Raw genomic sequence first — 13,270 nt, forward strand, 5'->3', positions numbered from 1 at the left:
AGAGTTGGAGGAATTTATGAATGTGAATGAGATTGTTCGGATCGTTCCGACTTTAAAAGTTAATAATCGAAAATTAAATGAAAGATTTTACATTGAAACCCTGGGGATGAAACCTTTGCTGGAAGAGTCTGCCTTTCTTTCATTAGGCGACCAGACAGGTACGGAGAGATTGATTTTAGAAGAGGCTCCAAGCATGCGAACACGCAGAGTTGAAGGACTTAAGAAGCTAGCTAGACTCTTGATAAAGGTTGAAAATCCTTCTGAAATCGAGGCCCTTCTTTCTCAAATGAAGTCTCTTCCTCGCCTATTTAAAGGAAACCGTGGGTATGCTTTTGAGATTGTTTCTCCTGAAGAGGATGTGATCCTTGTTCATGCAGAAGATGATATAAGAGATTTGGTTCCACTGGAAACTGTTCCTGAATTTTATTCAAATACAAGTATAAAATACGTGAGCCAATTTGAGGTTTCTATGGAGTTGCGTTTGCCTGAAGGGACAGAGAGTTTACTTGATCCCGAAGGAGTAGCGCCAGTAATTACCTTTACTAAAGGACAAGGACCAGATTTGGCTGTTGAAAACAATGTCACTTGGGACCTGACGATGTTAAAATTTTTAGTCAAGAATTTTGATCTAACCAGTCTTCGTCAGAAATTTGAAAAGACAGGCTACTTTGTCCCTAAGTCTGAAAAATTCTTCCTTGGTAAAGATACCAATAACATTGAATTGTGGTTTGAAGAAGCATGAAGTGGGAAAAAATTCTAAGAAAAATAGAAAATCAAATTGAGGCAGGGATTTATCCCGGGGCCTCTTTTGCATATTATAAGGATGGTGAATGGAAAGAGTCTTATCTAGGATTGAGTGATCCAGAACGAGACTTGAAGACAGAAAGTGGTTTGGTTTATGATCTAGCCAGTGTGAGTAAAGTCGTGGGAGTGGGGACGGTTTTTACCTTCTTGTGGCAGCAGGGCACATTCGATATTGATCGACCGGTAACGGATTTTTTACCGGAGTGTGATTATCCTGATATCACTATACGGCAGCTTCTGACCCATGCCACAGACTTGGACCCCTTTATTCCCAATCGAGACAAGTTAAGGGCAGAGGAATTAAGAGAAGCCATGTTTCACCTCAACAGACGAAATCAGCCAGCCTTCCTATACTCGGACGTTCACTTTTTACTCTTGGGCTTTCTTTTGGAAAAAATCTTTAACCAAGACTTGGATCAGATTATAAAAAAACAAGTTTTGGAACCATGGGGGATGAAGGAAACGATGTTTGGTCCTGTTGAGCAAGCTGTACCAACAGTGAGAGGGGTGGAGGCCGGAAACATTCACGATCCCAAAGCCCGTCTATTAGGGAAACACGCAGGAAGTGCTGGTTTGTTTTCGACTGTTAAGGATTTGCAGATTTTTCTGGAACATTATTTGAAAGATGATTTTGCAGCAGAATTGAGCCGAAATTTTTCTCCTTTAGATGATAAGGAGCGGTCTCTATCATGGAATCTGGAAGGAGCTTGGCTCGACCATACGGGCTATACTGGTACCTTCATTATGTGGAATCGAGAGAAGCAGGAGGCGGCTATCTTTTTATCCAATCGAACGTATGAGAAGGATGAGCGTGCCCAGTGGATAGTCGATCGAAACCAAGTGATGGAAATGATTCGTCAAGAGGAGTAGGAAGAAGTATGTCAAAAACCGTAAAAGGAACTCTGTATACAGTAGTGGCGGGGATTGCTTGGGGCTTGTCTGGAACCAGTGGCCAATACCTGATGGCACACGGGATTTCGGCTCTGGTCTTGACCGACTTGCGTCTTTTAATCGCCGGGGGGGGGTACTCATGGTCTTGGCTTATTCTACTGGAAAGGATAAAACGCTGGCCTTTTTAAAGGATAGAAAGAGTCTGCTGTCTCTTCTTATTTTTGCTCTGATTGGTCTTTTTCTCAACCAATTTGCCTATCTGTCTGCTATTCAGGAGACCAATGCAGGAACGGCGACGGTGCTTCAGTATGTTTGTCCTGTCGGGGTTTTGATTTATAGCTGCATCAAGGATAAGGTGGCGCCGACTCTGGCAGAGATTATTTCAATTGGTTTAGCAATTGGAGGAACTTTTCTTATTGCAACGCATGGGGAACTTGACCAGTTGTCGGTCACACCTGCTGGTCTTTTCTGGGGCCTCTTTTCAGCCTTGACCTATGCCCTCTATATTATCCTCCCTATTGCTTTGATTAAGAAGTGGGGAAGCATGTTGGTGATTGGTGTCGGGATGGTTATTTCTGGTGTAGTGGCTATTCCCTTCACAGGAGTCTTACAGGCCAGCATACCGACTAGTCTAGATTTTCTCTTTGCATTTGCTGGGATTATCATCATCGGAACGGTCTTTGCTTATACAGCTTTCCTAAAGGGAGCTAGTCTGATAGGCCCTGTTAAGTCTAGTTTATTAGCTTCCATAGAACCAATTTCTGCCGTTTTCTTTGCCTTTCTGATTATGAAGGAACAGTTTTATGCGATTGATTTTGTCGGTATGGCTATGATTTTACTAGCCGTGACCATTATTTCATTGAAAGATTTACTGTTGGAAATAAAGAGTAAGTAACTAAAAAATCCACTCAATCGAGTGGATTTTTTGTGTATAGATGATTAGTCTTTATTTTCGTGTGGCAAGATCAAGTTTAAGATAATTCCTGTCATGGCTGATAGAGCAGTACCTGAAAGTGTAACTGGGCCAAGTTTGAGGATAGCTCCACCAAGTCCAAGTACCAACATGGCACTGGCGATGATGAGGTTACGCATTTGGCTGAAGTCAACGCGTTCCTTAATCAAAACTTTCAAACCATTGCTGGCGATAACTCCGTAGAGAAGGATGGACATGCCACCAAGCACAGCATTTGGAATGGTTGAAATCAAGGCAGTGAATTTCCCTAGGAAGCTAAGAGCAATGGCGATGAAGGCCGCGTTACGGATAACAGAGACAGAAGCGATACGAGTCATCCCAATAACCCCTGTATTTTCGCCGTAAGTCGTATTAGCTGGTCCACCGAGGAAGGCTGATACAGATGTCGCGATACCATCACCAAGAAGCGTACGGTGAAGTCCTGGTTCTTTCAGGAATTGACGGCCACAGATTTGGCTTAAAACTGTGTGGTCTCCGATGTGTTCTGAAATGGTTACAATAGCGATTGGCAAGATGGCGATTGTTTCAGGACCGAAGTACAAGTTGTACTCTTTAAAGGCTCCACCTGTACTAAATGGCAAGTAGAAACCAGGAATTTCAAACCAATTGGCTTGAAGGACTGGGGTAAAGTCAACCAAACCAAGCATCATAGCGAAGATGTACCCACCGATGATGGCAAAGAGGAAAGGAATGATACGAAGGAAACCTTTTCCTTTTGTATTGATAAAGGCGGCAATCAAGAATGTAACAACGGCTACAAGGGCGTTTTTCCAGTTTCCGTCTGCTACGAGTCCAGCATTCGTTACAGCAGAACCAGCAAGACCAAGACCGATAACGATAATCATAGGTCCGATAATGATTGGGGGCAAGAGTTTATCAATCCATTTTGTACCTGCAAAACGAACACTTGCTGCTACAAGAACATAAACTAAACCAGTCAGGATAACTCCAGTTTGGGCAGCAGAGACATCGCCTCCCATTTCTTTCATGGCTAGAGACATAGCTGTGATAAAGGCGAATGAAGAACCTAGATAAACTGGAACCTTAAAGCCAGTAGAAATCATGTAGATAAGTGTTCCAATACCGGATGCAAAGAGAGCAACCGATACGGGCATTCCCAAAATTAAGGGAACGAGAATGGTTGCACCAAACATGGCAAATACGTGCTGGAAGCTTAGAAGAATTCCTTTACCAACAGAAGGACGTTGATCAACGTCTAGTAACAAGTCAACAGTTGATTCCTGTTTCATAAAAACCTCACTTTTGGGCACCAAAAAAGAGCCCATTATTTTGCAGCAATAGGCCCTCAGAGTAAGACTTTTTAAAAAATAGTTATCTTTTAAAAATTTATATAAATCTGCGCCTTCGTCACCTCACAGGATGACATTAAAAACCTTTGCTTAGGATAGTATAGCAGAAAAAATTCGTTTTGTAAACGAATTTTTCCCGAGCCCAGAAATACGAGAGCGAGGTTGATTTTGTAAATTCTTTAAAGTGGGCGTTTGTTGGGCATGCCAGCCTTTCTTGGGTACTTGTTAGGTGTTTCCTTTTTCTTTTCGACGACAGTGATGTAGCGCGGATCTCCATTTGGTAGGGCGTAGCTGAGATTGTCTTCGACCTTGCTGAAGAGGAGGTTGAGGGCATTCTTGGCTTCTAGCAATTCCTCAGGAGCATTGCTGGCCTTGAGTGCCAATAGTTTGCCGCCAACTTTAAGATAGGGAATGGTCAGCTCAGACAAAACCTGCATACGGGCAACCGCACGAGCCGTCACCACATCAAACTGGGCACGGAAGTTCTTATCTTGGGCAAAGTTTTCTGCCCGTCCATGGTAGAAGTGAACACCGTCCAAATCCAGCTCCTGAGCCAATAGTTGGAGGAAGTTGATGCGCTTATTTAGCGAATCAATGATGGTTACATCTAACTGAGGATAGAGGATTTTCATAGGAAGGCTGGGAAATCCTGCCCCTGCTCCGATATCAAGAAGTTTGATAGTTTCATTTGAAATCAAGCCTTGTAGGATGGGTGCAATCGAATCATAAAAGTGTTTGAGATAAACTTCTTCTTTGTCTGTAATAGCGGTCAGGTTAATCTTTTCATTCCACTCGACCAAGAGCTCAAAATACCGTTCAAATTGGTTCTTTTGCTGGTCCGAAAGTGGAAGATTTTGCTCAGCTAGTAGGCTGTAAAATGTTTCTGGTTTCATAGTAGTTTCCTTCTCTAGTATCATCTTATTTTACCATATTCGTTAAAATTTTGATATACTGGTAGTAATCTAAAAGCAGAAAGGAATAAGATTATGACTTGGATTATTCTTGGAGTTTTGGCTCTGATTGTTATTTTTGTGATTGTTAGCTATAACGGTTTGGTTAAAAATCGTATGCAGACCAAGGAGGCTTGGAGCCAGATCGATGTTCAGTTGAAGCGTCGTAATGATCTCCTCCCAAACTTGATTGAAACAGTCAAAGGCTATGCGAAATATGAAGGTTCTACCTTGGAAAAAGTGACAGAACTTCGTAGACAAGTAGCCGCAGCAACTTCACCGGCAGAAGCTATGAAGGCCAGTGATGCCCTTACCCGCCAGATTTCTGGTATCTTTGCAGTAGCAGAGAATTACCCAGACTTGAAAGCTAGTGCTAATTTTATCAAATTGCAAGAAGAGTTGACCAATACAGAAAATAAAATTTCATATTCACGCCAACTCTACAACAGTGTTGTCAGCAACTACAATGTAAAACTTGAAAGTTTCCCAAGCAACATCATCGCAGGACTATTTGGCTTTAAAGCTGCAGACTTCCTTCAAACGCCTGAAGAGGAAAAGGCAGTTCCTAAAGTTGACTTTAGCGGTTTAGGTGACTAAGATGTTGTTTGATCAAATTGCGAGCAATAAACGAAAAACCTGGATTTTGTTGCTGGTTTTCTTCCTACTCTTGGCCTTGGTTGGTTATGCGGTTGGCTATCTCTTCATGCGCTCAGGTCTTGGTGGCATGATTATTGCCTTGATCATCGGTCTTATCTACGCTCTGACCATGATCTTTCAATCGACAGAGATTGTCATGTCTATGAATGGGGCGCGTGAGGTTGATGAGCAAACGGCACCAGACCTCTACCATGTAGTAGAAGATATGGCCATGGTGGCCCAGATTCCTATGCCGCGTGTTTTCATCATTGAGGATTCTTCTTTAAATGCCTTTGCAACAGGTTCGAATCCGCAGAATGCCGCAGTAGCAGCAACGTCGGGTCTCTTAGCTATCATGAATCGTGAGGAGCTAGAAGCTGTTATGGGGCATGAAGTCAGTCATATCCGAAACTACGATATCCGCATTTCGACCATTGCTGTTGCCCTTGCAAGTGCCATTACCCTTCTGTCTAGTATGGCAGGACGGATGATGTGGTGGGGTGGGGCAGGTCGCAGACGGAGTGATAATGATCGCGATGGAAATGGTTTGGAGATTATCATGCTTATTATCTCTCTCTTAGCCATTGTTCTAGCACCTCTCGCAGCAACCTTGGTGCAGCTTGCCATTTCCCGTCAGAGGGAATTTCTAGCGGATGCATCCAGTGTGGAGCTGACCCGCAATCCTCAAGGGATGATCAATGCCTTGCGCAAGTTGGACAATAGCGAGCCGATGCATCACCATGTTGACGATGCCAGCAGCGCTCTTTATATCAATGATCCTAAGAAAGGTGGCGGGCTTCAAAAACTCTTTTATACCCACCCACCTATCTCAGAACGAATCGAACGCTTGAAACACATGTAAAAAAAATCCAGAGAGATTTCTCTGGATTTTTGCTATGTTCAAAAATTATAAATCTTGTAAATCGACGACTTCCAAACCATTTTCTGTCAAACGATAGATACTCGTACAGACCTCTTTTAAGAAACGTCGATCATGTGAAACAGTGATCAGACCGCCAGGATAAGAGGCAAATAGTTTTCTGATCTCGGGTTGGGAAGTTGGTGAGAAATTTCGGGTAGGCTCATCCAGAAGGAGAAAGTTTGGTTTGCGCAACACTAAATCCAAAAGTAGGAGTTTACCTTGTTGCCCGCCAGATAGGGAGCGGATTTGGTGGTGCATCTCTGGATAGCTGAAATTGAGACTGGCTAGGTGAGATTGGATTTTCTGTAGTTCCTCTTTTTCCCCAGTTTGGCTGAGATAGGCTACTGGAGATAAATCCAATTGTAGTTTTTTATGGTAATCTTGTGGCATAAAACCAAGTGAAATCTCTCTTTTGGCGCTTAGTAGTTGCTGCAACTTGGCTAACAGAGTTGATTTTCCAGCACCATTTGGCCCGATGATACCGATTTTATCTTGGCCACGGACCGTTAGTCGTAACTCTTGAGCTAAAATGCGCTCGCCAATGGACAAATTTTCTTTTTCCAGTTGGACTAAGACTTTAGAAGCCGGTAATGGTTGGATGTCTGAAAAGAAAAGTTGGATTTGTTCCTCTTCAAGTGGTTTTTGGGTCATGGACTGAGCTTCCTTTTCAAAACGTTTTTCTTGAGAGAGAACAGTTTTCATCTTTTTAGCCAATAGGCGACCGGCAGTACTGTCTTTGGTAGCTCGAAGTGCAGTTTCTACATTTTGCTTAACTCGGCGATGTTTTTCCATGGTTTTGTCATAGGCTCTCTGGTCGTTAGCAGCTTGCTGACTTTGTCTGGCAAAATTAGCCTTTCTCTGCTCACTATAGCGATCATAGTCTAAATGCTCGACTAGCGTTTCCGCTTCTTTCCGATGCTTGACCAGCCGCAAGTGGACAATAGTATCTGCCGTATGAGAAAGAAAGTCTTCATCATGGGAAATGAAAATAACAGTTTGACTAATCTTTCGAATCTGCCTTTTTAGCCAATCAACCGTCTCAAGGTCAAGGTCATTTGAAGGTTCATCTAAAAATAGAATCTCAAAAGGTTTTGCTAACTCGTGAATGAGCTGAATTTTCAAAGCTTCGCCCCCTGAGAGGCTCCCAATTTCTTGATCGCTAGCAAAACGATCGCTATCAAAATGCAATTCCTCCGCCAAGCGATAGAGAATACTGTAGTCTAAATCAGCGGAATCTAAAAAGAAGTAATCGTGTAGAGTCCTATTTTTTAGCTCCTCAGGTAACTTTTGAGGAATGTAGGCCAGTGATTGAAGGTCAGACTGGATGTCGCCCCTGATAGTAAAATCAGATAATGCTTCTCCCATTAAAGCCCGTAGTAAAGTCGATTTACCATTTCCTTCTTCACCAATAATAGCAACCTTTTCCCCGTCTTGGATGGTCATGCTTAGGTCAAATACAAGATCTCGTAGATCTTTGTTTTGCGTGATAGTTAGATGATTGATTTTTATCATATTGTTGCCCTTTCTAGAATGTCGATAGTGCATAACAAAAAGCTCTACTTTATCTAGTAGAGCCAAAGTCACTGTCCAAAACTCTATTAATACTCTTCAAAAATCAAATTCAAACCACGTCAGCGTCGCCTTACCGTACTCAAGTACAGCTTGCGGCTAGCTTCCTAGTTTGCTCTTTGATTTTCATTGAGTATAAAATGCCAGAAAAAGAGCATAAAAGAGCACACAAAAAGAGACAAAAACAAGATCTACTAAATAAAGTTCTTTATTTGATAGATTAGTTGTTCATGTCTCCCTTACCTCCGAGTATTAGTATCTCTATCCTATACCTTTCAGGAAATTTTGTCAATAGAAAACAAGTAATTTCAAGCTCTAAAATCCGAAAACAGGTCCATAGAGAGTCAGTACGTGTTTGACATGTTCATAGTGGAACTTGTCATATTTGCGCCAAGCAGTACGAGCTTGATCGTTTAGTTTTAGGCTCCCTAGTCCAATCAGCAGACTAGTACGTTGGTAAAATTTCTCAAGGTTGATTAAGATACTGTTGTCCAGCTTTTCTGCTTTTTTTAGTTCCTTAAGAGTGGTGTTCAGCAGCTCTTGTAGTCGAAGATCATCGGCTGTTTCTTGTTTGCAGCTTTGGTAGCTTTTATTTAACTCGGAAAGGAGTTGATAAGCTTCGGTGATGAGTGCTTTGTCTTCCATATGAGCATCCTCCTTGCTCTGATGTATTCTTGCCTATAGTATAGCACTAATCAGAAAATATGTCATAGTAAATATGTTAAAAAATGAGATTTTAATCTCAAAGTTTGGGAGGCTGACTTATAGCCTTTTCATGGTATAATCAAGTGAGTACATCTTTATGGAGGAAATATGAAGTTAAATATTCAAGAAATTCGTAAGCAACCTGAAGGCCTGCATTTTGAACAAGCTTTAGACCTGGCAGCAGAATTGTGTAAACGAAATCAAGAGATTTTAGATGTCAAAGATATCCTTGCAGTGGGGAAGGTACAGTACGAAGACCGTCTGTATTTCTTAGACTATCAGTTGTCATATACCATTGTCCTTGCTTCCAGCCGCAGTATGGAGCCAGTTGAGTTGGCTGAGTCTTATCCAGTGACAGAGGTTTTCATGGAAGGAGCGACCAACCAACTGGACCAGGAAGTTCTTGATGATGACTTGGTCTTGCCTATCGAAAATGGGGAAATCGACCTTGCTGAGAGCGTAGCAGATAATATCTTGCTCAATATCCCTATCAAAGTCTTGACGGCAGAAGAAGAGGCGGGCCAAGGTTTTGTGTCAGGAAATGACTGGCAAATCATGACTGAAGATGAATACCAAGCCCAACAAGCAGTCAAGAAAGAAGAAAACAGTCCATTTGCTGGCTTGCAAGGACTGTTTGATGGAGACGAGTAGATGGTTTTATCCAAGAAACGTGCCCGTCATGTCATAGAGGAAATTATTGCCCTCTTTCCAGATGCTAAGCCTAGTCTTGATTTTTGCAATCATTTTGAACTCTTGGTTGCGGTCATGTTGTCAGCCCAGACCACAGATGCAGCGGTAAACAAGGCCACACCAGGTCTCTTTGCTGCTTTTCCAACGCCACAAGCCATGTCTGTAGCGACAGAGAGTGAAATTGCTTCACACATTTCTCGCCTGGGACTGTATCGAAATAAGGCTAAATTCCTTAAAAAATGTGCCCAACAGTTACTAGAGGATTTTGATGGTCAAGTGCCTCAGACTCGAGAGGAATTAGAAAGTCTAGCTGGTGTTGGTCGTAAAACAGCAAATGTCGTCATGAGTGTGGGGTTTGGGATTCCTGCTTTTGCAGTGGATACTCATGTGGAGCGTATCTGCAAGCATCATGATATCGTTAAAAAATCAGCTACGCCACTTGAAGTAGAAAAACGTGTTATGGATGTCTTGCCACCAGAAGAATGGTTAGCAGCTCACCAGGCCATGATTTACTTTGGACGAGCTATCTGTCATCCCAAAAATCCAGAATGCGATCACTATCCCCAACTGTATGATTTTAGCAATGTTTAAGAGGACACTGAAAAAAGTTTTTGCTTGATTTTAAGGGTGCTTTATGCTATAGTAAATGATAACTAAATAATCCTTTAAACCTGTCCCGTGAGGCAGGCAAGGAGCGCGATAAAGTAGAAGGGTGAAGTCTATACTGTTTATAGTTGGGCTCGCTTGGCCATACATTTCAAGTCTCCTTGTAGAAGGAGACTTTTCTTTTTGGAGGTTTGTCATGAAGACAAAAGAAGTTGTAGACGAATTGACTGTCAAACGAGCGATTACGCGAATTACTTATGAGATTATCGAGCGCAATAAAGATTTGAATAAGATTATCCTAGCAGGGATAAAAACGCGTGGTGTTTTCATCGCTCATCGTATCAAAGAACGCTTGGAGCAGTTGGAAAACATCACAGTTCCTGTTGTGGAATTGGACACCAAACCTTTCCGTGATGATGTTAAAAGCGGAGAAGATACTTCTTTGATTTCTGTTGATGTGACTGACCGTGAGGTTATCTTGGTGGATGATGTACTCTATACAGGCCGTACTATCCGTGCTGCTATTGATAACATTGTCGGCCATGGTCGTCCTGCGCGCGTGAGTCTTGCGGTGCTAGTTGACCGTGGACATAGAGAATTGCCTATCCGTCCAGATTACGTTGGGAAAAATATCCCAACCAGTCGTTCTGAAGAAATCATCGTAGAGATGACAGAACTTGATGGCCAAGACAGAGTTCTGATTACTGAAGAAGCTTAGAAAGCTGAAGGAGTAGCCATGTCAGAAAATCAACAAGCATTGAACCATGTGGTTTCCATGGAAGACCTCACAGTTGATCAAGTGATGAAATTGATTAAACGAGGGATCGAGTTTAAAAACGGAGCCCAACTTCCCTACGAGAACAAACTTATCGTATCGAATCTTTTCTTTGAGGATTCTACACGGACACATAAGTCCTTTGAAGTGGCAGAGATTAAGCTAGGCTTGGAGCGACTGGACTTTGATGTGAAGACTAGTTCGGTTAATAAGGGTGAGACACTGTATGACACTATCTTGACCCTATCTGCTCTAGGAGTGGATGTCTGTGTGATTCGCCACCCAGAGGTCGACTATTACAGAGAGTTGATTGCGAGTCCGTCGATTACAACTTCTATTATTAATGGTGGTGATGGCTCGGGACAACATCCTAGCCAGAGCTTGCTTGATTTGATGACTATTTATGAGGAATTTGGCCACTTTGAGGGTCTCAAGGTTGCTATTGCAGGCGACTTGGACCACTCACGCGTTGCCAAATCCAATATGCAAATTTTGAAACGCTTGGGAGCTGAACTGTACTTTGCAGGACCTGAGGAATGGAGAAGTCAAGAGTTTGCGGACTATGGACAGTTTGTAACTATTGATGAGATTGTTGATCAGGTGGATGTTTTGATGTTACTCCGCGTTCAACATGAACGCCATGAAAGTGGAGCTGTTTTTTCAAAAGAAGACTACCATGCTCAACACGGCTTGAACCAAGAACGCTATAATCGCTTAAAAGAAACAGCAATCATTATGCATCCTGCTCCAGTGAATCGAGATGTGGAAATTGCTGACCACTTGGTTGAAGCGCCAAAATCACGCATTGTCCAACAAATGACCAATGGTGTCTTTGTTCGAATGGCAATCTTAGAATCCGTATTGGCGAGTAGAAACGCCAACTAAAACACAAGACGTTAAAAGACGCCAGTGAGCGTCCACGAGAGGTGAAAATATGACAAAAAGACTTCTAGTATTAGAAGATGGTACAGTTTTTGAAGGCAAGGCCTTCGGAGCAGATATTGATGTAACAGGCGAAATCGTCTTTAATACAGGGATGACCGGCTACCAAGAATCCATTACAGACCAGTCTTATAATGGACAAATCTTGACCTTTACTTATCCTTTGGTAGGAAATTATGGCATTAACCGTGATGATTATGAATCCATCATTCCAACTTGTAAGGGAGTTGTCGTTTTTGAAGAGGCGCGTCGAGCTAGCAACTGGCGCAACCAAATGACCTTGGATGAATTTTTGAAAGCCAAGAAAATTCCAGGTATTTCAGGGATTGATACGCGTGCCCTTACTAAGATTATCCGTAAGCATGGTACGATGCGTGCAACCTTGACTCACGTCGGGGACAGTATGGACCATGTGACGGACCAGCTCCAAGCAACAGTCTTGCCAACAGACAATATCAAACAGGTTTCTACTAAAACTTCCTATCCAGCTCCAGGAGTTGGTTTGAGTGTGGTCTTAGTAGACTTTGGTCTCAAGCACTCAATCTTACGTGAACTTTCTAAGCGTAACTGTAACGTTACGGTTGTTCCTTATTCAACAACAGCGGAAGAAATTCTCCACCTAAATCCTGATGGAGTTATGTTGTCAAATGGTCCAGGTAACCCAGAAGATGTTCCAGAAGCACTAGACATGATTCGTGGTGTGCAAGGGAAAATTCCAATTTTCGGTATTTGTATGGGACACCAACTATTTGCCATGGCAAACGGGGCGAAGACCTACAAGATGAAATTTGGTCACCGTGGATTTAACCACGCGGTACGTGAAATTGCAACAGGACGCGTAGACTTTACCAGCCAAAACCACGGTTATGCAGTTAGCCGTGAGGACTTGCCAGAGCATTTGATCATTACCCACGAAGAAATCAATGACAAGTCAGTTGAAGGAGTTCGCCACAGATACCAACCAGGTTTCTCTGTTCAATTCCACCCAGATGCAGCTCCCGGCCCACACGACGCTAGCTACCTCTTTGACGAATTTATCGAGATGATGGAAGCTTTTAAACAAGTAAACTAAGAACGAGCAAAAGCTCGTCGGAGAATTTATGTAACTGAACACGGACGGAAAGCTCGGAATTTAGAGAAACCAACTTGGATTGTCAATCCTTCCTTGGTTCCCTAAAATTCAGTCGCTTTCTATTCGTCCTTTGTATCTTATTTAATGTCGCTCTGTGAGGCGACGAATAGAAAGGCAGGTCGTTTCTTTTAGTCGCTATCAGGCGAACTAAAAACTCCCTGCACTAGATTTTTTATCGAAAAATATCGTTTCTCTAAAAAATCGTCGGAGAATTTATTTAATGGCAACCAGAGAGTTGCCGAATAGAAAGGAGAAGATACATTGTTCGCGGAAGTGAACACGCCCTAAGAACTGTGTGAAAAAGATAAACATCGTCTTGACGCTAAAGGCGTCTGCACCGAGTTTCCTATTTTCACTGTGTTCTT

The 13,270-nt window shown here is 42.5% G+C and carries 13 protein-coding genes and 1 pseudogene; 10 read left to right on the forward strand and 4 right to left on the reverse strand.

Going from position 1 to position 13,270, the window contains the following annotated elements; translation table 11 throughout:
- Nucleotides 1-16: 16 nt before the first annotated feature.
- From GMD3S_RS0202130 to GMD3S_RS10345, 3 genes and pseudogenes are all read left to right on the forward strand, one after another.
- On the forward strand, nucleotides 17-742 hold the full coding sequence (locus tag GMD3S_RS0202130) for a CppA N-terminal domain-containing protein (protein WP_001102080.1): 726 nt from the start codon (nucleotides 17-19) through the stop codon (nucleotides 740-742).
- Nucleotides 739-1,674 (forward strand): serine hydrolase domain-containing protein, encoded by a 936-nt coding sequence (locus tag GMD3S_RS0202135; protein WP_000870773.1) that lies wholly within the window; start codon nucleotides 739-741, stop codon nucleotides 1,672-1,674. Before GMD3S_RS0202130 ends, GMD3S_RS0202135 begins: the two co-directional genes overlap by 4 nt.
- An 8-nt stretch (nucleotides 1,675-1,682) precedes the next feature.
- A pseudogene (locus GMD3S_RS10345) lies at nucleotides 1,683-2,590 on the forward strand (DMT family transporter).
- A gap of 44 nt (nucleotides 2,591-2,634) precedes the next feature.
- Here the strand turns inward: GMD3S_RS10345 and GMD3S_RS0202145 are convergent.
- Nucleotides 2,635-3,918, reverse strand: a complete 1,284-nt coding sequence (locus GMD3S_RS0202145) for a uracil-xanthine permease family protein (protein WP_000808290.1) — start codon at nucleotides 3,916-3,918, stop codon at nucleotides 2,635-2,637.
- Between the two features lie 239 nt (nucleotides 3,919-4,157).
- A complete protein-coding gene (gene rsmG, locus GMD3S_RS0202150; protein WP_000801955.1) occupies nucleotides 4,158-4,871 on the reverse strand; it encodes a 16S rRNA (guanine(527)-N(7))-methyltransferase RsmG in 714 nt (237 codons plus the stop codon).
- A 93-nt stretch (nucleotides 4,872-4,964) separates the two neighbouring features.
- Between rsmG and GMD3S_RS0202155 the strand changes: the two genes are divergently transcribed.
- Together GMD3S_RS0202155 and htpX are read left to right on the forward strand one after the other, a co-directional pair.
- Nucleotides 4,965-5,525 carry a LemA family protein gene (locus GMD3S_RS0202155; protein ID WP_000219838.1) on the forward strand — a complete coding sequence of 187 codons (561 nt, stop codon included), beginning with the start codon at nucleotides 4,965-4,967 and terminating at the stop codon, nucleotides 5,523-5,525.
- A 1-nt stretch (nucleotide 5,526) separates the two neighbouring features.
- Complete coding sequence (gene htpX / locus GMD3S_RS0202160) at nucleotides 5,527-6,426, forward strand: zinc metalloprotease HtpX (protein ID WP_000895754.1); 900 nt, start codon at nucleotides 5,527-5,529, stop codon at nucleotides 6,424-6,426.
- A gap of 45 nt (nucleotides 6,427-6,471) precedes the next feature.
- On the opposite strand, the gene GMD3S_RS0202165 is transcribed toward htpX, so the two are convergent.
- The gene (locus GMD3S_RS0202165) at nucleotides 6,472-8,031 is read right to left on the reverse strand and encodes an ATP-binding cassette domain-containing protein (protein ID WP_008278601.1); all 1,560 of its coding nucleotides are present in this window, start codon (nucleotides 8,029-8,031) and stop codon (nucleotides 6,472-6,474) included.
- A gap of 339 nt (nucleotides 8,032-8,370) precedes the next feature.
- Nucleotides 8,371-8,700, reverse strand: a complete 330-nt coding sequence (locus GMD3S_RS0202170; RefSeq protein WP_000389547.1) for a hypothetical protein — start codon at nucleotides 8,698-8,700, stop codon at nucleotides 8,371-8,373.
- 168 nt (nucleotides 8,701-8,868) lie between these two features.
- Between GMD3S_RS0202170 and GMD3S_RS0202175 the strand changes: the two genes are divergently transcribed.
- The 5 genes from GMD3S_RS0202175 (at nucleotide 8,869) to GMD3S_RS0202195 (ending at nucleotide 12,845) form a co-directional block, all read left to right on the forward strand.
- Nucleotides 8,869-9,411, forward strand: coding sequence for a YceD family protein (locus tag GMD3S_RS0202175; RefSeq protein WP_000773195.1), 543 nt, complete (start codon nucleotides 8,869-8,871; stop codon nucleotides 9,409-9,411).
- On the forward strand, nucleotides 9,412-10,041 hold the full coding sequence (gene nth, locus GMD3S_RS0202180; RefSeq protein WP_000244426.1) for an endonuclease III: 630 nt from the start codon (nucleotides 9,412-9,414) through the stop codon (nucleotides 10,039-10,041).
- A gap of 211 nt (nucleotides 10,042-10,252) precedes the next feature.
- Nucleotides 10,253-10,774 carry a bifunctional pyr operon transcriptional regulator/uracil phosphoribosyltransferase PyrR gene (gene pyrR / locus GMD3S_RS0202185; RefSeq protein ID WP_000850018.1) on the forward strand — a complete coding sequence of 174 codons (522 nt, stop codon included), beginning with the start codon at nucleotides 10,253-10,255 and terminating at the stop codon, nucleotides 10,772-10,774.
- A gap of 18 nt (nucleotides 10,775-10,792) precedes the next feature.
- A complete protein-coding gene (locus GMD3S_RS0202190) occupies nucleotides 10,793-11,716 on the forward strand; it encodes an aspartate carbamoyltransferase catalytic subunit (protein ID WP_001293851.1) in 924 nt (307 codons plus the stop codon).
- 49 nt (nucleotides 11,717-11,765) lie between these two features.
- Nucleotides 11,766-12,845: a carbamoyl phosphate synthase small subunit gene (locus GMD3S_RS0202195; protein WP_000166850.1), complete on the forward strand. Its 1,080-nt coding sequence runs from the start codon at nucleotides 11,766-11,768 to the stop codon at nucleotides 12,843-12,845.
- The last annotated feature ends 425 nt before the right edge of the window (nucleotides 12,846-13,270 follow it).

The organism is Streptococcus sp. GMD3S (assembly GCF_000298695.2).
Lineage (GTDB): Bacteria > Bacillota > Bacilli > Lactobacillales > Streptococcaceae > Streptococcus.